The following is a 23,624-nucleotide window of genomic DNA, read 5'->3' as shown; positions in this document are numbered from 1 at the left end:
TTTAAAAGTTTTAAAAATACTACTTTTTTAAACAAGTTAGCTTTTTTGATTTTGTAAAACAAAAAGACAAAAAGAAAAAAAGCAATGCAATTAGACAAAGTTTAAATTGTCAAAGATTTACTTTTTAGAGAATCAAGCTTAAAACAAAAAACCAGCTAGTAAAATTGGCTGGTTTTTTGTTTTTTGAAGAGTTATTCTGCTAAAAGCATTCCATCAATTGGGTGATCTCCTCAAATTTGGATTTTTCCATCAACTAATCTAAAGTTAACTCAAATACGTCTAATTTGTCCATAGCGAGGACCTGTTCTTACTGTTAGATGAACTCTTCAACTACCTTTGTCTCAAATTCAAAAATCACTTGGTTTAACATCATAGAAGAAGACTTCTTTATTTCCTCATCTATATTTAATTTGTTTTAGAGAGCTTTTTAAATGTCATCTTCACATATCATCTGAATATCTACCTAGATAATCTTTTTTAATAAAAGCAAAGTTTAAACCATTTTTATTTGCAATAGGTAAAAACACTTTTTGACCATAACTTAAAATTGTTTTTCTTTGAATTGTTTGATTACCTTTTTTCAAATTATATGTTAATTCATAGTCACTAAATTTATCTTCTTTTGAAAGCCTATTATCAAATTTATATTGAAGCGCTTTTAAGGAATTGTTATTATCTATGGTAATTTCATATCCTTGTGGGATGTATAAATTATAGTAACTTTGAATAACTCTAATTCTTGAGTTAGAATCCCTTGCTGCGTTGTATTCATTTTTAAATTCTTCTGGAGTTTTTGAATTGTTTTTTCTAATTGCAAAAACATATTGAGAAAGATAAGTTTTTAGATGATTTTTAATTACTTCACTTTTGTTAAAACCAGAGACATCTAAATCTCTAAAAATTGTAAATTGCTCAGCACTTTGATCTAAATAATCAACTCTATGAGCTCCTTTGTTTGAGTTAGTTGAGCCAAGATTACTAGTTCTTATTAAGAAAGTTAATTTCTTAGATTTAATGTGACCTGGAACATCGGGTGCAATCAATTTTAATCAATAATCTACAAGAGCATCTATGTCATTGTTTTCTCTTGCTTCAACAATTTTTTGAATAAATTGATTTCGAGGTAATTTAGCTGTTACTGAAATAATTCTATGATTTGTTTCATCACCTTCATAGTATTGGTGAAAATCTTTAAAAATTAAATCAGCTTTTAGTCCAGTAAGGGTTTTATTAAAGATAATTTCATCATTTTTTGAGCCATTTTTTTTGGTGAATTTAATATCAAAATTTACTTGACCTGAGATGTTTTTGTATTTAACATTTTCAATAGTTAAATCATAGTTATTTAGAATTTCATTACTTTGTTGGTTATTTTTAAATTTAAGATCAAAAGTCTTTGTTGAAAGAGTATTTTTAATAAAGTTAAAGTTAGTTTTGTCATCTTTTAAAACTCTTGGATGTTGATTTAAAATATCTCTTTTTGCAACAACATCAAAATCACTTTGTTCTAGTTTTTTAAAGCCACTAAGTTTTTTTGTAACTTTTTGAACAGTGTTATTTTTCTTATATTGAACTTCAATTTCAACTGTACCATTTTTTAAATCATAATTAGGATTATTTGCAATAACATATGAAAGTTCAAAACCTTCTGTTGGTTTAATTAAATTTTTGTTTTTATCATAAAGTTGAATCATTGAATTTTCTAGTTTTTGCCCTACTTTAAATTCAGTAGCCAATTTATTAGTTAAGCTAGAATTAGAAACAACTAAAGCCTCAACTATTTTAGAAAGATGATCTTCAATTGCTTTAGAAATTGATTCAAAAACACTTACTCCAACTTCAATGTTTGTACTTACTATATTAGTTTTTTTGTCTTTTAAAAAGTAAGTTAAAAGCCCAACATCTTTTGCATTTTCCTTTGCTTTAAAATCTACAAAATTAAATTCATAATTTGAATCTAAAACAACATCAAAAAGATTTTTTAATGTTTGTTTTGAATTTTGATCTTTAGTGTTTTCTGGAAGATTTTTAAGTTGATTTAATGATCTAAAAATTTCATCAACAGTAAGCATTTTAACATTCTTTAAGTTTAATAAATTCATTGGTAAAACTTGAGAAGTTTTGAATCCACTAATTTGAAAAGTAAAATCTTTTTTCTTGTTTTTTTCTTTTGAAATTAAATTCATCTTTAGAGTTAATTTTCCTTCTTTGTCATTGACAAAAACGGCTTTAAAAATTCTTTGATAATTTGCAAAATCAAAATTTTCTAAATCCTTGATTTGAAGATCTTTTTTAATGACATTTTCAACATTAGTTTTGTTTGAAATTAAATCACTTGCTAGTATGTTTTGTTTATTTGGAATTTCAACTTTAAAACTATTATTTTTTAATAAATCTATCTCAGATAAAAGTCCTGATAAAACAAGAGTTTTGGACTTAGATTGTTTTCCATCTTTGCTAAGAGTTATTTTAAGATTTAAACTTCCTTCAACATCATTTCTATCTTCATTTTTTACAATATCAAAATCAAGATTATAACCATCTAACAATTGAAAATCACTATCATTTTTTCCATTGGTTGTAAGTATTTTTAAATTGTCTAAATTTAACTTATCTTTTTCAATTTTTGAAGGTAAAGTTTCTTTTAACTTTGAGTTTTGACTTAAGACAACTTTAGAAATTTTATCCATCAATTTTAGAAGTTCATCAGAGTAGTCAACAAATGATGAAAGTTCAATAGATTTTGTTTGACTTTTAAGTATTCCGTTTTTTGAATTAGGATTTTGCTCATCAGCATTGTGCAAGTTTTTAACAACTAGTTTGTAGCTTAAATTAGCGATTGTAAAATCATTATTTTTTGGCTCAAGTGAAACAAATTCAAATTCAAAACCTTCAGGAACTTTTATATCTAAGTGATTGCTTAATTTTTCAAGTGAGTTAGCATTGCTATCATTTGGATTGCTAAAAGCCTGAGCTATTGCATTTTGTAATTCTTGAATTGTTTGATTTTGTTTTGTTAAAGTAAAATCAGCATTAAGTAAAGATTCATCAAGAGCAAATTTTTTGAAATTCTCTAAAACAAAATCAAAATGATTTTTGATATTTTCATTTGTTTTAAGTGTTGCATTAACTCTAATTTTAGCTCTACCCTCAAGATCATTTAAAAAGAGACTTTCATAAGTTAAGTTGTAATTATCAAGATCTAGATTTGTATTTTTATCTACTAATTCTAATTGCTTTGTTATGCTATTTTGCTTTGGCTCAAATAACTCACTAGCTAAAACTTTGTCTTTATTTAAAACTTTAAGATTTAAATCATTTGTTTTTATGCTTTGAATTAAAGTTTTAAATCCATTTAATTTAATATCTTGGGTTGTTATACTACTATCAACTTGAAGTTTTATGCGAACTAACAAACTACCTTCATCATCATTTGCACTTTTTGCTTTTTGCTCATCTTCATTAGGGATTAATTCATATGAAATTTTTATCTTTGGATCAAGACTTTTATTTAAGCGATCTTTAAATACTAAGTCAATGTTTTCAGTAGTTAATAGACTTGCATCATTTATTTGTGAGGCAAAGAGTTCTTTAAGCTCTTTTGCATTATCTTTGATTGCTAAAAACTCAACAGCTTTTAACTCTTCTTGCAACTCTTCTACTAGGCCAAGGACGTTTTTATCCCTTACTACCTTAGCCGATATTGCTCCAACACTTGTAATAACAAAGGCTGAAGAAATACTAGCAACTGATATTAAAAGAATTTTTTTCATTTTCATAATATCCTCCAAGATTTTAAGATATTAAAATTATACCAAATTTTAAGGGTGCTTTTTTGCTAAGCAAATATTGGTTTGCAATTTTATAACAAAAAAAGTTTTTAGAGCTATTTTTCTCATAAAAACTTTTTATTTATTCTAAGGGCTTTGTTTTTGTAATTAAAACTTATCTAAAATCATTTTAAAATCAACTTTGCTCTCACTTATTTTTCAAGAATTTTTTAGCTCATCAATTAAGCTAGGATCAATGGGCTTTGATGAATATAAACTAAAAATAACATCACCTTTTTTAACTAAATCATTAGTTTTTTTATTCAAACTTATACCAGCTTCAAAGTCAATTTTTTCCTCTTTTGTTTGTCTACCAGCTCCTAATTTCATAGCTACAATTCCAAAAGTTAAAGCATCATAAATATTTAAATATCCATTGCTATTGGCTTTAATTTCTAATTTAAATTTTGGATTTCAAAAACTTTTCGATTTTAGAATCTCAACATCTCCACCTTGAGCTTGGACAAATTCATAAAATTTTTCAAGAGCTTTTCCAGATTTTATGACACTATCAATCATAGTTTTTGCCTCTTGATTTGTAGAGGCTTTTTTGGTCATTAACAAAATGTTAATACATGAGCTATAAATAAGTTCTTTAAAGTCTCAAGATCACTTATCTTTAAGAGCTTCTATTGCTTCTATAACTTCATTTTTATTACCAATTTCTTTTCCTAAAGGCCTGTCCATATTAGTAATTTCAACAACAACATCTTTGTTTAAAACCTTTCCTATATCAACCATGTGTTTGGCTAGCTCTCTTGCTCTATCTATATCTTTCATAAAAGCGCCATTACCACATTTTACATCTAGTAAAATAGCATCAGAGCCTGTTGCTAGTTTTTTAGACATTATAGATGAGGCAATTAAAGGAATTGACTCAACTGTTGCTGTAACATCTCTAAGAGCATAGAGTTTTTTATCAAGAGGAACAAGGCTTTGACTTTGACTAATAACTGAGATATTGATTTTTTTAACTTGATTAATAAATTCTTCTTCTGAAAGATTAATTCTAAATCCAGGAATAGACTCAAGCTTATCTAAAGTTCCTCCAGTGTGACCTAGGCCTCTTCCACTCATTTTAGCCACTGGTAAATCTAAAGCTGCAATAATAGGGGCTATTACCAAAGTTGTTTTATCACCTATTCCTCCAGTTGAGTGTTTATCTACTTTGATTTGCTTAATTGATGAAAGATCAATTATTTTTCCTGATTGAAGCATCTTTAAACTAAAGTGGGCCAGTTCTTCTTTTTCCATTGATTTAAAAACAACAGCCATTAAAAAAGCAGCCATTTGATAATCTGGCATACTCTCATTTAAATAACTATCAAGTAAAAAATCAATTTCTTCTTTTGTTAGTGCTTTACCGGTCATTTTTTTGTTAATAAGATCTACAATTCTCATATTTTACCTTAGTCAATTTCAAGTGCAATTTCAAACATCTTGGTAAAGTTGTTTTGTCTTGTTTGAGAACTAGCTTCTTCATGGGTTATTAGATTGTCACTAATTGTAAGAAGTGTTGCTGCTTGCTTATTGAATTTATTTGCAACAGCAAAAAGTGCACTTGCTTCCATTTCAACAGCTTGAGATTGAGTAATTTTGATAGTCTCTTCAAGAGGCCTTGTGGCATAAAAAACATCACTTGAGTGAACTTGAATTTCTTTGATTGGAATCAAAAGATCTTTTGCAATTTTACTAATTTGCTCATTAAGCTCTTTTGAAGGATAAAAAACATTTTCGGCTTTACCACTTAAAACTAGCGAAAAGTTTTGATTATCAGTGTAGGCACTTTTTGCTAGAACAACATCTCCAATGTTTAAATCTTTTACATATGATCCAGAAGTTCCTACTCTAATGATTTTTTCAACTTCATATTTGTCAAAAAGCTCATGTGAGTAAATTCCAATCGAAGCACAACCCATTCCTGAAGCGGCAATTGAAATTTGCTTTCCTTTGTATTCACCTGTATAAATAAAAGCATTTCTAACAGAACTAACTAATTTATAATTTTTTAAATATTTTTCTGCCATAGTTTTAGCTCTTAGAGGATCTCCTGGCATTAAAACTACCTTAGCAATTTCACCTTTTTTGGCATTAATGTGTGGTGTCATTTTAAACTCCTAAATTTTGAAATAAATTAATATATTTTTTTATTTTACTATTTTAATTTAAACATAGCTTAAATCACTTATATTTAAGATAAAAATGTTCAATAAAACAATATAAAAAATAATGGATAACTTTAACAAAATTAAAATAATATTTTTAGATTTAAAATTAAAAACTTGTATTTAAACAACTTGAATTTTTATAAAAAATAGTTAATTTTTTAAATATTATTTTCATTTTTCAAATTTAGACAATCTTGCTTAAAAACTAGATTTAAAATTGAAAAAAATTATTTTTTTAAAACAAAATTGCATTGTTATATCAAGATAATAAGTGATGTTTTATTTTAGAAAATATAATTACTAACATGATTTATTTCAGAGGAATAAAAAAGTCTTTTGCTCAAAGAATAGATTATATAGACAAAAATTTTGCAACAAATGCAAAGCTAGGAATTTGAAAAAAAGATAAAAACTTTATTATTAATTTTTGGCAACCTTTTGCCCTTAGTGTTGATTTAATTATTTATGATAAATTAGACAATGATAAAGTTGTTGAAAAAATAAATTTTGTTAAAAAACAAAAAATTTGACAAGTCAAAATACCTTTAAAATTTGAAGATTATTACTATCATATTAAAGTTCAAGATGAAAACAAAAAAAGCAAATTAGTGTTAGATCCATATGCAAAATCTCTTTCTGTTTTTAACTGAGAAGGTAAAACAAACAAAACTCCAAAAGCTGCAATAATAGATTGACAAAAACACTTTAAAAACGAGAGTTTTTCAGATAAAAATTTTGATATAAAAAAAGATCAAAATTTAGTTATTTATGAAATGCACATTAGAGACTTTAGTTCTTTAGTAGATAAAAAATTAGAAAATAGAAAAGGTACATTTAAAGCAGCACAAGAGTGCCAAATTTTTTCATATTTAAAAAAATTAGGAATTACTCATATTCAGCTTTTGCCAGTTCAATCTATTTATACTTTAGATGATTCTAATTTAGAGATAATAGAAAAAGGCAATGGACAAAAGTGAAGTACAAATTACAATTGAGGATATGATCCTTTAAATTATTTTTCTTTAGCAGGATGATATTTTTCTAAACCAGAAGATCCTTCAAATAGAATTATAGAATTTAGGGATTTTATTGAAGAGGCTCATAAAAATGGAATAGCAGTTATCATGGATGTTGTTTACAATCACATGATGACTAACATGTTAATGAACAATATTTTAAAGGACTACTTTTTTAGAGAAAATTCTCAAATTTTACCAGTTGATGATTTTGCATTAAATACTGAATCTAAAATGGTTAGAAAATTAATTATTGACTCACTTGTTTATTTTGTTGAATATTTTAAAGTCGATGGTTTTCGCTTTGATCTTTCAACTTTTATTGATAAAAAAACTTTAAATTTAATTTTCAAAAAACTTAAAAAAATAAATCCAAATATCATTTTACATGGAGAAGCATGAGAGTTTAGTGATTTAAATTATGAAAATAGTTATACCAAAGGAACAAACACAAACTCTAAAGGTTTTGCTTATTTTAATGACACAACTAGAAATGCAATTAAAGGTAGTGATGACCTTGATTTAATTGAAAAAAGTTATGGCCTTATTCAAGGTAATTTAGATTATTTTGATCATTATCTTTTTTCGATTGTTGGTAATGTAAAAAAATATCCACTTTTCCAAAAAAGTAATTTAGAAAAAAAGAACTATCATCTTTTTTCAAAAGATTACAACATGAATCTTCAATATAGTGCTTGTCATGATGGTTTTAGTTTGTGAGACAAAATAATAACAACAACGAACAAAAGTTTTAGTGATAGTATAAAAATTTATAGACAAGCTTTAATGATGCAATTTAGCACACAAGGAAAACAACTAATTTTAGCAGGAACAGAATTTTGTCATTCTAAGCCAACTGATTTTAGTGGTTATGACTCAGCAAGATCTTTAAAAATCTTGAATAGTGAAAATAATTTGGTTGATAAATCTAATTTTTGAGTTAATGAAAATTCATATAAAACAAGTGATTACACAAATGGTTTAAAATGACAAAATCTAAATAATGATTTAGTTAAAAAACATGTTTTTAATTTTTTAACAAGATTGATACATTTTTATAAAAATTCTAATTTTTTTAAATTAGACAATAACTTTGAAAAAGTTAATTTTTTAAAAATCAAAAAGGGATTTGTTTTCTATGAAATTCAACATCAAGAAGAAAAACTTTTTATAGCTCATAATTTTTCTAATGAAAATATTTATCTAAAAGAATTAGAAAATAAAAAGATTTTATTTAATTCTGATTTTGATGATTCAAATGATAAAAGTGATTTTTGAGTTTTGAAAAATAGTTCAATTATTTTTCAGTAAAAAATTTTAGAAATTAGAAATCTTGTTTTAAATAAAAAACAATCATTGTAATTTTATGCATTTAATTTTTTTATTAATGGGAGCAATTTTTATCAAATATACTTTAAATTTTTATATCAATAAGTTTAGTAATTTTTTGGTAAAAAAACTTTAAAATTTTTTTTATGGAAACAAAAAAAGAAATAATATTAAAGTATTTAATAAATTTAATAATAACTAATAAAAAAAAGCCAAATGATATTATGCCTTCGGAAGCTTTTTTAATGCAAAAATTTTCAATTTCTAGAATTACTGCTATTAATGCATACAAAAAACTTGAATCAATAGGAGCTGTTTATAACATAAGTAAACAAGGAAGATTTGTAGCTGAAAATTTTTTTGGTTTGCTTAAACCTTTTGCCTCAGCAATGCCAGTAACTTCTACTAAAATAAAAAAAGAAAATTCACAAACTCCAAAATGGTTTAGTAAATTTAAAATTATTTTTGATCATGGATTTAAAAAATTTAAAAAAGAGTATTTGAAAGATGATGAAATAATTATTGTCAGTGAAAATTACATTTCAAAAAAATATCAAATTCCAGAAAAATTTGAAGATAAGTTTTCTTTTACAAATTTCTTTTTAGAAAAAGGTATAGATCTAAAAAATACTATCTATAAATTGCAATATGAAAAAGTAAATTTATGAAATCATGAATACTTAGTTGTTGTTTATTCATGAACCTATGATGATGAAGGAATTCAACTAGCATCAAAATACATAGTTAAACCTGAATATTTTTCTTTTTCACATCAAGAAAAAAGTCTATTTTAAGATTTTTAAATTTTATAAAAAACAAAGAATCCAAGATAAACAATGGATTCTTTTTTTATTGTTTTTTAGTTATAAAATTTGCTTAAATTTTTTTTAAAAATATTTTGTATTCTAAAGTCTTTTTAATTTGTTTTTATGATGTTTTTTGTCTATATTTTTTTGTTATGTTTTAATAATTATTTTTTGTTAAATTTAGTGAGATAGTTAAAACAAAAATTTGTAATTAAAAAAATTAGTTTTTAAAAATAGATCTCTAAAAATTAGATCTATTTTTTTAGATTTTTTATTCAGATAAAAATTTTAAAAAAGCCAAATTAATTATGAATTTTTTTAGGAATAAAAAAACCATAATTTCTTTTTGAAGCTAGTAAAAACATAGCTTGAAATAATCAGATAAAAAATATTGCTCAACCTATTGCATAAGATGGCGAGTCTAATTTTATTTGTCTTTTAGATCCATTTGGATTTTCAATTATCTTTTTTTGAATTTGTGGTTGAAAAGACAATAAAAGTGAAACTATGACAATAACTAAAATACTTAGCACCAACAATAAAGTTAATATTAAATTTCCACTATCTTGTAATTTATAAAAGCGTCAAAAATAAAGAATAGATAAAACAATAATACTAACAATAATAATTCCAAGAACACAAAAGAGTCCTATATAAATTGGATTTTGATCAAAAGCTGTTGAAACATAATTGGGATTATCAGTTGATCAAAATTTTATTTCTTTGTCTACATAATCTAAAAAATTTGAATAAAAAAAGTAAAACAACAAAATCGTTAAAAGTGAGTTAAATATTATAAAAATAACAGAGATTTTGCGCAATCAATAAATTTTAAAAAATTCAACTATCTTTTTCATTAATTAATTCTCTCTTGTGTTTTTAAATCAAAAATATGAATTCTTTTTTGATTAAAAGTTATTCAAATATTTTGATATAAAACAAATTTTTCATTATTTAAAACAGTAGAAACTATTTCAATATTTTCATTAATTTTAACTACTATTGAAAGCTCTTTTCCTAAGTGTTCAATATTAAATATTTTTCCCTGAATTGCCCCTTCAATTGGGTTTTTATTTAAAATAACATCTTCACTACGATAGCCTATTACTATTTCACTGTTATTTTGAATTTTTGTTTCATTTTCAGTATCAAGTTTTAACTTCCAATTAAAATCTTTTGCAACAAAAAATGGTCTTTGATAATTTCCATAAATTAAATTCATTGTTGGACTTCCAATAAAATTGGCAACAAAGATATTTTTAGGTCTAAAGTAAAGTTCTTCACTTGTTCCATTTTGTTGGATTTTACCATCATTCATTACTACAATTTGATCTCCCATAGTCATAGCTTCAAGTTGATCGTGGGTTACATAAATTGTTGTTGTATTTAGCATTCTATGAATTTGAACAATTTCTCTTCTCATAGACTCTCTTAACTTAGCATCTAAGTTAGAAAGAGGCTCGTCCATTAAGAAAATAGAAGGCTTTCTTACAATGGCTCTTCCTATTGCAACTCTTTGTCTTTGCCCCCCCGATAGATCTCTAGGTTTATTATATAAATAATTTTCTATTTTTAAGATTTTAGCTACGTCTTTAACCCTTCGGTCAATAACGTCTTTTCTTTCTTTTGCCATTTTCAATCCAAAGCTCATGTTGTTATAAACATTCATATGTGGATAAAGAGCATATGATTGAAAAACCATGGCAATGTTTCTTTCAGAGGGAGAAAGATTATTGATTCTTTTATCTTCAAATAATAAATCACCTCTAGTAATTGAATTAAGTCCAGCTATCATTCTTAAAAGTGTAGTTTTACCACATCCTGAAGGTCCTAAAAAGATACAAAACTTTTTTGGCTCAATTGTTAAGTTGATATCTTTAAGAGTTCATTTATCATTACCTTCATATTTTTTAGATAAATTTACAAGTTCAATTTTTCCACCATTATAAGAAGTGCTATTTTGTCCAATTTGATTTAGAAATTTATCAAATTCTAAATCATAGTTTTTTAAATCATCTAATATTTCTTTTTTCATATTAACCTTTCACTGATCCTTCTCCTAGATTACCTACAATGTTTTTTTGTGAAACCATAAACAGAATAAATGGTGGAATAGCAGCTAGTAAAGCTCCAGCTGAATAAGCTCCTGCATTGATGTGTTTTGGATCAGTACTTATGAAACTATCAAGTCCCACTGCTAGAGTTGTTTGTCTTAAATCGGTAATTGTAAATCTTGGCAAAATAACATCTCCAAATGGAATTAAAAAAGTTCATAGAGCAATAATTGAAAGCATAGGTTTAGAAATTGGAAGTAAAATTTTGTAGAATAATTTTCAATTTCCACATCCATCAATTTTTGCAGAGTCATCAAGCTCTTTTGAAATTGAATCTAAGTATCCTTTAAAAATAAAAGTATTTCCAGCAATTGCCCCTCCAGCATAAATTAAAACCAATATAAAACGAGGGTCAATTTTAATTTCTTTTCCTAAAGTTACAATGATATAAAGTGAAATTAGTGAAGCCGTTGCTGGAACCATTTGTAAAAGCATAATAACTGAAAGTGAGTGTTTAGAACCTGTAAATCTAAATCTTGAATAAGCATAGCCATTTAGTGCAACAAAAACTACAGTTATTGCCATTGTTATTAATGAAATAACAACTGTATTTATATATCAATTAACATATAAAGAACGCTCACTTGTAAAAAGGTAGCTAAAGTTATCTCATCCAAAAGTAAAAGTTTTAGGAGAGAGAGAAACATACCTTGGATTAAAAACATTAAATGAAGCAACAATCATAGTTATGACTGGAAAAATAATTATTAGCGCTCAAAAAATCAAAAGAATGTAATTAAAAAACAAGTATATGATTTCACTAAAAGTTAACTGTTTTGCATCACTAAGATGAATTTTAGTTTTTACCTTTGTTAGTTTATTCAAGTTAAGTTTTTGTGTTTTTATTAGTGATTTGTAGGATTTCATTATTTTTCTCCTTTTGCAATATTTTTAGCAAAACCATAACTTGCAAAACCAACAGAAATACTAGAAGAAAGAATTACAAGAGCTGATGCAAAAGCTGTATTTCCTTCAATTTGTACAACACCAGTTGTTAGTTTATAAATTCATGAAATTATGATATCTGTTCCTGCTTCTAAAAATACAGTTGGTCTTAAAAAAGCAGGTCCTCCTCCTGAGAACAAGTTAATGATAGTAAAGTTATTAAACATGAAAATAAACTGTCCTATTAGTAGTGGTGTTAATGAATTTATTAAAATTGGCATGGTGATATAGAAAAATTGACGATTTCTCTTTGCTCCATCAATTGCCCCAGCTTCATAGATATCCCTTGGTATTGATTGTAAATTACCAGTTATTAAAAGGAAAATATATGAATGTCCAAGTCATGTTTGAATAATGATTAATAAGAATCTAACTATGTGAATTGATGAAAAATAATTAACACCTTTTTGAATAATTCCTAAGTTAATTAAGATGTGATTTACTAAAGAATCATCATCTGCTTGGAAAATAGATTTTAAGAAAATAATAGTAACAAAAGCTGGAATAGCTCATGGAATAATGTAAATTAATCTAAAAAACTTTTTAAATTTAATATGATGGCTATTTACTAAAATAGCAAAAATTCCACCGACTATAATTACTAGAAAACCGGCTGAAAAAGTTCAAATAAAAGTTCAACCAACAACTCTAAAAAGTGAGGTTAATAAACCATTGTTTCTAAAAATTCATCATTTACCATATTGGCTAAAACCAACTCAATCAACTACTCTTCCGGGCGGCTCATGTTGAAAGCCAGTATTTGAAAAAGAAATAAGTAAAGAGGCAAATAAAGGAGCTACAACAATAAAGACAATTAAAAGTCATCCAGGAATGGAAATAAGTCATGGAAAGCCTTGTTTTGAAAGTCATTTTTTTGTTTGAATTCAACTTTGAGGGCGCATACCTTGTTCAAGAAATTTTCCATTGCGATATGCCTGAATTGCACTAGATAAATTAAATGCAATAACAAGGATTAAAAGGAATATTGAAACAACTCCACCAAATATTCAATAACGAGCATCTGGAGTAATTCCTTTTTCATGGTTATGGATGCTAGCTCCTAGATCAACTAGTCCTTGAACTCCACCTATTTTATTTCAGTAAAGACCAAACGAAAAAGGAACAAAAGCTAGATAGAAAAAACTACTTAAAAGAATTAATAAAATTCCCTTTCAATATTGTTTAAAAATCAATATTTCAGCTAGTCCAGGCAAAATTAAATTTATTAAAAATCCTTTTTTGCTGGCATATTTTTTGTTTTCAGTTGGAATACTTTTTTGTGCTTCCAATATTTTTGATTGATAAATTTTATGTAAAAGTTTTTTCTTTGAAAAAAGACGAGATAAATTAGTTTTTAATAGTAATTTATTTTGATATTTTGGATTTTCTAATTTCAATGAATTAACTTTTTCTTTAAAATCAATTTTCAATTTTTTATTAGTGAAAACAAGAGCTTTTTTAGTTATTTCTTTTTTCTTAGCAAGCTTTTTAACTTTTGCTTTTTCTAATAAATAATCAACTTTTAAGTTATCAACTTTGCTTTGAAAAACTTGTTTATTTTCCAAATTATTTTTTGCATAATTTTGATTAAAAAGCTCTTCTAATATTTTTTGTTTTTCTATGATAGAGTTATTAATTTCATTGCTATAGTCAATTACATATTGTGATAAAGCATTTGATTTAACTTCATAAAAATCACCTTCATAAGAAGAGTCTTTTTTTATTAGTGCTAAATTTTGCCAGTGTTGAGATTTTAGATGGAAAAGAGCATTTTTTCTTAGTTCATATTTAATCAAAAAATTATAGCTTTTGTTGATTATTTTTTTAACAACTTGTTTTTTATAACTATTGTCATTTTCATATACATTTATGATTTTTTTATAAAGCTCAAAATAATCATTTTTTACTTGCTGATCATCAACTTTATTTAGAAAATTATTTTTATACTTTTTCCATAATTGATCAATTTGAGTTTTATCTTTTTCATAATAGTTACAAATCAATAAAACCTTTTGATGATTAATGTAAAGTTTGTAATATTTTTTAGCTAAAATTAAATTCTTTTTATACTCCAAGTAATTTGCTTTTAGAGCTCTTTTTTCTTCTAAAGCAAGAGCTTTTATTTTCTCTAATTTATTTTTATTTAACTCATTAATTTTGTCTTTGTTTTGAGCTATTTTTTCATTTGCATGTTTTAAAGATTCTTTGATTTTTTGATTTTGTTCAAAATAGTCTTTGTTGTAAGAATATTCTGCTTTGTTAATTCGATCTTTGTATTTTATTTTTAAGTTATTTTTATCTTCTAAATATTTTTTATTTATTTCTTTTTTTGATATTTTAACTTGAGCTACAATTTGTGTTTTTTTGTTTTGAAGTTCTTTTAATTTTTGACCTAGATGTAAATATGTTTTAATAAGAAAATCTAAATTATTTTTTTCGAAAATAATTTCGTTTTCAAAAGCAGATAAATCTAAATTTATTTGAGTAATTTTTTTTTTAGTAATTTCTAATGATTTTGTTTTTTTATAAAACTTTTTAGCAACATTAAGATAAACAAGTTTTTCAAATTCTTGAATTTCAACTTTTTTAGCATTGCTAATAATTTCATTCATTATTGTTTTTTTAACATTTAAATCATCTGCTGAATTTTTAAGTAATTTATAATAATTTTCTACATATTTTTTTGACTCTTGTAACTTTGCTTTTATCTTATTTATTTCAAAGTTAATTAGCTTAGTTAAATCATTACTTATATTTAATTGTTTGATAGTTTGTGTTGCAATTCTTAGTTCATTTTTTTTGGCTATTTTCAAAGTTGACAAAGATCTTTTCTTTTCATTTGTTAATAATCTTTTAGCTTTAATAAATAAATTTTTGTCAATTTTTTTCTTTTTGTCAATAGCTAATTTTTGTCTATTATAAACATTGGTTGCTTGTTGTTTATAAAAATAATAATCAAACTTTGAATCATCTATTTTTTTATCAAAGCTTTGATCATATCAATTTCAAAGTTTTATTTTTTCCAAATTTACCTCCTTTGGAATTAACGCATTGATATTTTGTTTATCATTCTTTCTTTGTTAACTTTAAAGATTCAATAAAGAATCAATAAAAGTTGAAAAACATTAACTACAACAAAAAGTGAAAAAACAACTTTTCTAAATGTATTTTCATAAGCATTTTTGTCTATAAGATGAGTGATTAAAATTGATAAGAAAAAGATAAATCAAATAATGCAAAAAAAGTATCCTATGCCATATCTTCTTGAAACTAATAAATTAACCAAAAAAAAGACAATAACTAAATAACTTCCAATAAAAACAAATAATTTAGTTGTCAAAAAATTTTGATATCCAAAGTCTTGTTCTTGCTGGCTTGAATTGTCAAATTTATTAGTACCTAAAAACACAATCTCAACTACTCAAAAAGTTAATAATGTAATATGAATAAAAAGCAAAATTAATTGCAAATAAAATTCGACTTTTTGAATTAAGTATTTACTTTTCATTTAAAAAGTTAATCTAGAATAAAGTCTTCTGAATTTGAAGATTTAAGAACATTTACTCTATCTCTATATAGCTCATCAAATTTATTAATGAAATAATCTTTAAATTCTTGCTCATTTTTTACAGTGCTTGAAAGAGTTCTATAAATGGTTGTATTTCCTCAAATTCCTTCATTTCAAATACTTCAAAAAGCACCACCAAATTGTGGATTAGAATTGTCTAATCTTGAGTTTTGTAATTTTAATATACCAAAACCATTGTTTGCAATAGTATTAGTTGAAGTAATAACACTAATTATTTTGTCAGCAACATTAGATGAGCGATATTTATTTACTTCATTAATAACTTGTTCAATTGTCATTGATGAATCACTTTGACCATCTTTTTTCTTGAATTTAGATGTTTTTCAAATTTCTAAGTATTTGTTTTTAAATTTATTTCAAATAGCTTGATTTCAGTAATTTGCCAAATATAATTCAACAGCTTTTTTAATGTTGTTTTCATCAACGTTGTTTTTTGCATATTTTCTAGAAAATTCTAAAGCTTTTGCATGTATTGACTCAACAGCACTTGTAAATGAGTCTTTTTGACTTAGTTGTTTTACTAAATCATCTTTGTCACTTTGCTCATCTCCATTTACTCCAAAGATATATTTTTCAATTTTGCGCAAGTGAGCATTGTCATTGTCATGTTGCATTTCTTTTTCAAAATCAGCTTTTACTAAATCTCTTGAAGCTTGTCAGCTCTCTCCGCCTTTACCTTTAAGTTCAGCTAATGTGTTAAGACCGATTATTGCAGCAATTGCATTTCTTAGAGCTATTGCTTTTTTGAATTCAAGAGATTTTAGTTCATTAAATAACTCATCAGTTATTCCAATAAATTTAGCCTTATCTTCATCACCTATGTTATCTAATTTATCTTGATAAGTATTACTCTCATCTAGTGGACTAGGATTTTGTGTTTGTTCTCATGAATTATTTTTAGGAAAAGCTTGTTCAAGGATTTTGTTAACTTGATCAAATCTTTGATTATATTCATTGTTGAAGTCATTAAGATTTTCAAATCCTGCTTCTTTTGCAAAATTAGTTAATGCTTGATTTTGTTGCACGTTATCTTGGTCAATTTTAGACTTTAGACCATTTTGAACATTTACAAAATATGGAATTTTGGTATCACCTTTAAAATATCCATAATAGCTATCGGTTTTAAAAATTATTTTTAATAATTCATAAATTGCATTAATTCTATTTTCACTTACACCATTGTTTCTTGCATTGATACTTCATGATCATGAACCTGGTGCTTGTTTATATTCATAGTCATTTTTTAGTTTAGGAAAATTAACATAAGTATTAATTCCTTGTTTTGAAGAAGTTCCAATATCTCATGAACCAACTATTGCATAGTCTAATTTAGCTGATGAAACAAGCTCTAAAACTTTATTTTGAACAGGACCTAGATCAGCTTGTAATAGTGTTTGTAAATCACCTTGAGTAATGTCTTTTTTAGCTCAAACAGTTTTTGTATATTCTTCTTGAGATAGTTTAAATGCAGCTTCTCAAATTGGATACATAAGCTCAGCTGCTATTGAAAGAGCTTCTTTGAATTTTTCATGATTTGGATCATCTTTTAGAAAACCAGAAGACCAGTTTTGACCATTTTTATAAATTATTTTTCGCATTTGCTCAGGAGATAAAACTCCACCTAAAATACCATTTCCATATCAACCATCTTGAATTCTAAAAAATGCTTTTCCAGCTTTAACTAATTCAACCATTTCATCAGTTGATGTATTGGCAAAATCGGCTTTAACCTCTGGCAGAGATTTTTTTGTCATTAAAACAATTCCCTCTTTGTTGTGAGCGAAGTTATAAAAACTTGGTGTATCTTCATTTGATCTTTGGAAAGAACCAAATGAGTTAATAAAACTTTTTTCTGCATCACTTGCACCAACTTGACTAAGAATTTCATCTTTAATAGATTCATCTCATTTTCTAATTGATTTAGTTTGTAATAAGCTAGTAATTCTATCTTGTGGTGCATAAATTAAATCGGGTGAATTTTTATCTTGAAAACCTAAAGTTGTGACATTGTCAATAACTCCAAATTCATTTTTTTTCAATGAATTTGATATTAAATTTATGTTCTGTTGCAAAGCTTGTTTTATTAAATTCACTAACTACTTGATCTCAAAAACCTTTTTGACTTTCTACTTTTGCCACATATATATCTTTGCTATCTTGAAATTCATTTTTAACAAGAGATCCTGTTGAACACGAAAGGCTCAACAAAGGCATAGCAAAAAACAAAGAACCTAAGAATATTTTTTTTATTTTTTTCATTAAACCCCCTATTGATAAACGATTTCATTAAACTTTAAAGAAGAAATAGAAATAAATAAATTTAAAGGACTAAATAAAATGATTAAGCCACAAAAAATTTCTAATATAGCAAGCATTTTTCCATTTTCACTTTTAGTCAAAACTCTTAATAATCTAATACTTAAGATGATGTTAAAAACAAAAACAATTACTAGAATTGCAATTAAAAATCTAAAAAATGAACTTTTTAGAGAAAGATAAAAGTTCTCTAAAAAGTTACTTTGATTTAATGAGTTTATATAAACAAAAATACCGATAAAAACTAAAGTAGAAGTAAATGATGAAAATAAAAAATAAAGATGCTCAATAATCTTTGGTAAATATTTTCTTTTTTGAACTTCAGGACCTAAAAATAATGCTTTTAATTTCATCTGTATCCTTTGATAACTGAATTTTTCTAATGGTTAATGAAATGTTATCTAAGTAAATTTTAGATTCTAATTATGAGCAAAATTGAATTTTCTGGATATGTTATGAAAAAAATGAAAAAAAACTAAAAAAATGCTTTTTTAGTCTTATATTAAATTTATAAAATTTTAGTTATTTTTTTAGATGTTTGAACTTAGCTTTTTTAACTAAAGCTTTTTAAAATTTTATCTAAATCTAGCTCTTTAGTTGTATTTAAAACTAAGTTAGCCTCAGATCAATTTTCATTTTCGCCATTGCTAATGGCTATTGCAAAAATTTTTGCTTGTCTAAGTCCATAAATGCCAGCAAGGGCATCTTCAATTCCAATAGCTTCACTAGCTTTTAAATTTAATCCCTCTAGTGCTTTTAAAAATATTTCAGGATTAGGCTTTCCATTTTTAATTTCAGAGGGGTTAACAATAAAATCAAAATAGGATAATAATTCAACTTTTTTTAAGATAAATTTTGCATTATGTGATGAAGAGGCAAGAGCTAATTTAAGATTATTTTTTTTAGCTTGATCTAAAAAATTTTTGATGTTAGGAAGTATTGTAGAACTATTTAGCTCTTGATCTAAAAGTCTTTGATAATATTGATTTTTACTTTGAGCTATTTCTTCTATTTTTTCATCACTTAATTTGTAGTTGTGTAACTTTAAAATTGCTTTTAAAGTATCTATTCTATTTAAGCCTTTTAAAGAAGTGTTTTGTTCTTTAGTAAAATTAATTCCTAGTTTAGCAACTTCATGCTTTCAAGCAAGAAAGTGTAATGATGCAGTTTCAACAATTACCCCATCAAGGTCGAAAATAATTGCTTTAATCAAAATTAACCTCAAAAACATTTTTTACTTTATCTAAAGTTACTTCTTTTCCATTTACAAAGATATCTAAATTATCTTCGCCATTTTTAATAATTTCAAAATATTTTGGATAAACATTAACTTTTAATTTAATGTTTTTTACAATGACTGAATAAGATAATTTTGTTCAGCCTTTAGCAAGAATTGGATTAATGTGAATTTGATTATTATAGAATCTAAAACCACCAAAACCAAAAACTATAGTTTGTCAAATTGCAGCAAGTGATCCAGAGTGAATTCCTTGATCACTTGATCTAAAATTAGTTCCTAAATCAATATCAATTGAATATTTAAAAAGCTTTTGAGCAATGTCCATTTTTCTTAAATCAATTGCAACTATTGTATAAGTAGTTGCACTTAGTGAAGAATCATGAGTTGTTACTGGAAGATAAAAATCTAAATTAGCTTCAATAATTTTTTTTGAAAAAAGTTCTTTAAAAATGAACATTGATAAAACAACATCAGCTTGTTTAACTATTTGAGAATTTAATTTTTTATTTCCTTCTATGGTATTAAAAAGTTTTGTACCAGCATCACCTAAAAATTGAAATTCACTTATATCAACTCTTGATAGTTTTAAAAATTGATCATTTTCAGCAATGATTAAATTTTCATTTGGTTTTTGAAGATACATTTTTTCAAAAACATACTCTATTTTTTCTCAATTTATTGGATAAGGTATTTTTTCTAAAACACTATTTAAAATTTGTCTTGCCTCTGATGTTGATTCTAATATTTTTTTATGCTTTAGCGCAAGCTCTAAATTTCTTTTTGCAATTAAATTTATGAAATTGTTATTGTCAATGTTTCCTTTATATTCATTTGGTCCCATAACATTGGTTATTTGACAAATATCATTATTGCACTCTGCACGAGAAGCTCAAAACATTGCTGTATCAAAAATCATTTCATAACCCATATCATTCATAAATTTTTGATCATTTGTTGCTTCAAAATATTGATTTACAGCAAAAGCTACATCTCCTGGAACATGAATTTCTTGTTCTCTAGATGCAATGGGAACTTGCTCACCTGTAGTGATGTTGGGCTGTCCTCAATATGGAGTTACTTCTCCTTCTTCAGGAAGAGCAGCTTCTCAAGGATATTGAGCACCAAGAAGATTTTTTTCTTTGGCTTTATCTCTTGCTCCATTAATTCCTAGATAACGATATTCCAGCAAATTGCGAGCAATTTTTGGATTTGTAAAAAGATAGTTTGGCATTACAAAAAATTCTGTATCTCAATAACAATGTCCTTGATAACCCTCTCCAGATAAACCTTTTGCACCAACTGATAATCGAGGATCATTTGGAACAAAAATGTTCATATGATAAAGTGCAAATTTCATTGCTAAAAAATCATATTGTGCACTTTTATTTCCTTCTATTTGCACATCAAATTGACTATAAATTTTGTCGAATTGTTTTTGTGAATTTTTTTCAAAATCATCAAAAGTTAATTTATCAATTTTTTTTGCATTTTCAAGTGATTGTTGATAAAAATTATCAAAATTGTTTTCAACATCTTTTGTCAAAGAATTTACAGACATTATTTTTTCAAGAACAAAGTCTTTACCAATTGAAACTTTTGATTTTATTTCATAACCAATTTGACGTCTTGCCATTTTAATAACAAAATTATCATTATCACATTCAAGCAACTTTTTATTTTCAAAAACTTTAATTTTCATGTTATGAATTGCTCAAAAATTACTTTGATTTGTTTGTTCTTGATATTGAATTAATGCATCACTTATTAAAAGTTTTTTACCTTCTTTAAAATGTTGAATTCCTCTATTAGTACTTTGTCCATCAATTAGAGGAAAAATTTTAATTTCACTTTCTAGTCCTTTTAATTGTTTGATGGTGATTTTTTGAGCATAGAGTTGTTTGTTTTCTTGATCAACTAATCTTTCAAAAATAAGTTCAAAAAATTTATCTTTTTGTTTGTATCTTAATATTCTTTTTAACTTACCATTTTTTAAGTCTAATTCCTTATAGTAACTAGAAACATGAGAGGTTTCAAAAACACGTCCATCAATTAAAATTTTTAGTTGAATGGTGTTTGATAAATTAGCAAGTTCAGAAACCTCATTTTCATCACCTCTATTAAAAAGTCCGTTGATAAAAAAATCTTCTTTATGGAAATGAGAATTTTCTTCATCAACTGCTCTAATACCTAAATAACCATTACCTTGAGCAAAAATTGATTCTGTTTTTCCAGAAAGTAAGGGATCATATCCCTTTTGATAAATTTTAAAATTTTTTAAATCATAAAATAATTTTGGCATTTTTTATCTTAAAAACATTATCGACTCATAAGGTCTTAAAATATTTTTAAACTCCTTTTTATCAGTATATGTTGTTAGCAAAATTTCACCTAAATCTTGATCATTAATTTCTATTTCTCTAGGTGTTAAATTAATTAAACTTATAATGTAATTATTGTCCTTATCTTGTCTAGTTATTTTTATTAATTTTTTATCTTTTTCAAATTCAAAAAAGCTTTTTCCATAAACTAATATATTTTTATATTTATTTCTAGCTTCAATAAGATTTTTGTAAAAATAAAATATTGAATTTTGATCTTCAATTTGCTCTTCAACAGAAGCATTTTTAAAATATTTTCCAAATTGAATTCAAGGTTTAAAACCATCATTAAAACCATAGTTTGTTTTATTGTTTCATATCATTGGAAGCCTTGAATGATCTCTTGAATTTATGTTATGAAATCTTGTCATTTCCTCTTCTGTATAAACTTTGTTTTTATCAACAAATAATTGATAAGAATTATAAACATCAATGTCTCTAAAATCATCTCTAGTTTTAAAAACAGAATTTAACATACCAATTTCTTCTCCATACAAAATGCATTGTAATCCTTTTTGCATAAATTGAAAAAGTGCAAGTGATTTTGCAGATTCTTTTCAAAAAAGATTTTCATTTCCTCATCTTGAAATAGCTCGTGAAGTATCGTGAGAAGATAAAAAATTTGTAATCATTAAATTTTCAATTTTGTCATTATTTTGGTATTCAATAAAATTGTCATTTACTAGGTTATCAACTGTTCAATTTGGATCATAACCATTTCTTCCAGTTTGTTTTCCTCAACCTACATATCATGTAGAAAAGTTGAAAAAGTTATCTGCAATTTTTTCTTCATCTTTACTATACTTTAAAACTTTTTCCGGAGTTATTCCAGAGGCTTCTGCAATGAAAAAAATATCATCTTTATCTTTTTTAACTTGATTTAAAAATTTTTGTAAAAAAGCAACCATTTTTGAACTAAATGAATGACTAAATTGTTCATCTTTTAATTCTTTGTGGACATGTTGAATTGCATCTAATCTAAAACCTTTAACACCTAGGTTGTATCAATAATTTACAACATCAACCATAGCAGAAATTGTTTCATTAGATTCTCAATTTAAATCAGCTTGTTCTTTACTAAAAAGGTGAAAATAATACTTATTTAAATTAGGAACATACTCTCAGGCACTACCTCCAAAAATTGACTCTTCATTTTTTGGATTTTTAGTTCAAATATAATAATTATGTTCTGGATTATTTTCTGATTCGATTGCCTTTTTAAATCAAACATGATTTGTTGATGTATGATTAAGAACAATATCCATGATTATGTCAATATCATATTTTTTTGCTTCTTTTACAAGCTCTTTAAAATCATTAATTGTTCCAAATTTTTTTCAAACTTCTTTGTAGTTAGAAACATCATATCCTGCATCAACAAAGTCTGTTTCATAAATTGGACAAAGCCAAATTGCATTAATACCTAGTAGCTTTAAATATTTTAATTTATTAATAATACCCTTTAGATCTCCATTGCCATCATTGTTTGAATCATAAAATGATCTTGGAAAAATTTGGTAAATTATTTTTTCATTTCATTTGCTTATTTTTGTTTTCATATTTAGTGAACCCTCTTGAATTCAAAATAATTTTAGAATACAAAATAAAAACGAATTTAAAATACTTGCTATATCTAGAAAACGATTTTATTTGTAAATAAACTCTAAAAATTTTTATAAATTTATAATTGAAAATAACTTTAAATTTTTAATATAAAAAATGTAGTAATTTGAAAAAATTTATTAACTGAAATTTTGGTTTTAAAAGGTCTATTTTTTCATTCAAAAAAATTTAAAAAATATATAAAAATAAGAAAAGATATTTTTGACAAAATTAATACAAAATTAGACTTATAAAAGTTAAAAAACTTATCAATTATTTTTTACTAAAATT

At 25.2% G+C, this 23,624-nt stretch carries 16 protein-coding genes; 2 read left to right on the top strand and 14 right to left on the bottom strand.

Features of this window, described 5'->3' with window-relative positions:
- Positions 1 to 191: 191 nt before the first annotated feature.
- The 3 genes from EXC36_RS03220 to deoD form a co-directional block, all read right to left on the bottom strand.
- Positions 192 to 3,779 carry a lipoprotein 17-related variable surface protein gene (locus EXC36_RS03220; protein WP_129690403.1) on the bottom strand — a complete coding sequence of 1,196 codons (3,588 nt, stop codon included), beginning with the start codon at positions 3,777 to 3,779 and terminating at the stop codon, positions 192 to 194.
- 159 nt (positions 3,780 to 3,938) lie between these two features.
- A complete protein-coding gene (locus EXC36_RS03215; protein ID WP_010925447.1) occupies positions 3,939 to 5,231 on the bottom strand; it encodes a thymidine phosphorylase in 1,293 nt (430 codons plus the stop codon).
- An 8-nt stretch (positions 5,232 to 5,239) separates the two neighbouring features.
- Positions 5,240 to 5,938 carry a purine-nucleoside phosphorylase gene (gene deoD, locus EXC36_RS03210; RefSeq protein WP_010925446.1) on the bottom strand — a complete coding sequence of 233 codons (699 nt, stop codon included), beginning with the start codon at positions 5,936 to 5,938 and terminating at the stop codon, positions 5,240 to 5,242.
- A gap of 365 nt (positions 5,939 to 6,303) precedes the next feature.
- Here deoD and EXC36_RS03205 point away from each other — a divergent pair, with 365 nt between their 5' ends.
- Together EXC36_RS03205 and EXC36_RS03200 are read left to right on the top strand one after the other, a co-directional pair.
- A complete protein-coding gene (locus EXC36_RS03205; protein WP_050780383.1) occupies positions 6,304 to 8,325 on the top strand; it encodes an alpha-amylase family glycosyl hydrolase in 2,022 nt (673 codons plus the stop codon).
- A 164-nt stretch (positions 8,326 to 8,489) separates the two neighbouring features.
- Positions 8,490 to 9,137, top strand: coding sequence for a winged helix-turn-helix domain-containing protein (locus EXC36_RS03200; protein WP_129690401.1), 648 nt, complete (start codon positions 8,490 to 8,492; stop codon positions 9,135 to 9,137).
- Between the two features lie 314 nt (positions 9,138 to 9,451).
- On the opposite strand, the gene EXC36_RS03195 is transcribed toward EXC36_RS03200, so the two are convergent.
- The 11 genes from EXC36_RS03195 to EXC36_RS03145 all read right to left on the bottom strand — a co-directional run bounded on the left by EXC36_RS03195 (position 9,452) and on the right by EXC36_RS03145 (position 23,290).
- Positions 9,452 to 10,006 carry a hypothetical protein gene (locus EXC36_RS03195; RefSeq protein WP_010925443.1) on the bottom strand — a complete coding sequence of 185 codons (555 nt, stop codon included), beginning with the start codon at positions 10,004 to 10,006 and terminating at the stop codon, positions 9,452 to 9,454.
- The gene (locus EXC36_RS03190) at positions 10,006 to 11,184 is read right to left on the bottom strand and encodes an ABC transporter ATP-binding protein (protein WP_129690399.1); all 1,179 of its coding nucleotides are present in this window, start codon (positions 11,182 to 11,184) and stop codon (positions 10,006 to 10,008) included. The genes EXC36_RS03195 and EXC36_RS03190 overlap by 1 nt, the downstream gene beginning before the upstream one ends.
- A gap of 1 nt (position 11,185) precedes the next feature.
- Positions 11,186 to 12,130, bottom strand: coding sequence for a sugar ABC transporter permease (locus EXC36_RS03185; RefSeq protein ID WP_010925441.1), 945 nt, complete (start codon positions 12,128 to 12,130; stop codon positions 11,186 to 11,188).
- On the bottom strand, positions 12,130 to 15,234 hold the full coding sequence (locus EXC36_RS03180; RefSeq protein ID WP_129690397.1) for a carbohydrate ABC transporter permease: 3,105 nt from the start codon (positions 15,232 to 15,234) through the stop codon (positions 12,130 to 12,132). The genes EXC36_RS03185 and EXC36_RS03180 overlap by 1 nt, the downstream gene beginning before the upstream one ends.
- A 17-nt stretch (positions 15,235 to 15,251) precedes the next feature.
- Entirely contained in the window at positions 15,252 to 15,716 is a 465-nt protein-coding gene (locus EXC36_RS03175; RefSeq protein ID WP_010925439.1) for a hypothetical protein, read from the bottom strand.
- Between the two features lie 8 nt (positions 15,717 to 15,724).
- The gene (locus tag EXC36_RS03170) at positions 15,725 to 17,836 is read right to left on the bottom strand and encodes a hypothetical protein (protein WP_129690395.1); all 2,112 of its coding nucleotides are present in this window, start codon (positions 17,834 to 17,836) and stop codon (positions 15,725 to 15,727) included.
- Positions 17,778 to 18,056, bottom strand: a complete 279-nt coding sequence (locus EXC36_RS03165; protein WP_129690393.1) for a hypothetical protein — start codon at positions 18,054 to 18,056, stop codon at positions 17,778 to 17,780. The genes EXC36_RS03170 and EXC36_RS03165 overlap by 59 nt, the downstream gene beginning before the upstream one ends.
- Positions 18,057 to 18,064: 8 nt before the next feature.
- Positions 18,065 to 18,466 (bottom strand): hypothetical protein, encoded by a 402-nt coding sequence (locus EXC36_RS03160; RefSeq protein ID WP_010925437.1) that lies wholly within the window; start codon positions 18,464 to 18,466, stop codon positions 18,065 to 18,067.
- A gap of 200 nt (positions 18,467 to 18,666) precedes the next feature.
- Entirely contained in the window at positions 18,667 to 19,326 is a 660-nt protein-coding gene (gene pgmB / locus EXC36_RS03155) for a beta-phosphoglucomutase (RefSeq protein ID WP_041364475.1), read from the bottom strand.
- The gene (locus EXC36_RS03150; protein WP_010925435.1) at positions 19,319 to 21,652 is read right to left on the bottom strand and encodes a glycoside hydrolase family 65 protein; all 2,334 of its coding nucleotides are present in this window, start codon (positions 21,650 to 21,652) and stop codon (positions 19,319 to 19,321) included. Before EXC36_RS03150 ends, pgmB begins: the two co-directional genes overlap by 8 nt.
- Positions 21,653 to 21,655: 3 nt before the next feature.
- The gene (locus EXC36_RS03145) at positions 21,656 to 23,290 is read right to left on the bottom strand and encodes an alpha-amylase family glycosyl hydrolase (RefSeq protein ID WP_010925434.1); all 1,635 of its coding nucleotides are present in this window, start codon (positions 23,288 to 23,290) and stop codon (positions 21,656 to 21,658) included.
- Between the last annotated feature and the right edge of the window lie 334 nt (positions 23,291 to 23,624).

It is taken from the genome of Mycoplasmopsis pulmonis, assembly GCF_900660575.1.
GTDB lineage: Bacteria > Bacillota_I > Bacilli_A > Mycoplasmatales > Metamycoplasmataceae > Mycoplasmopsis_B > Mycoplasmopsis_B pulmonis.
This window is presented reverse-complemented; position numbering and strand designations above follow the sequence as displayed.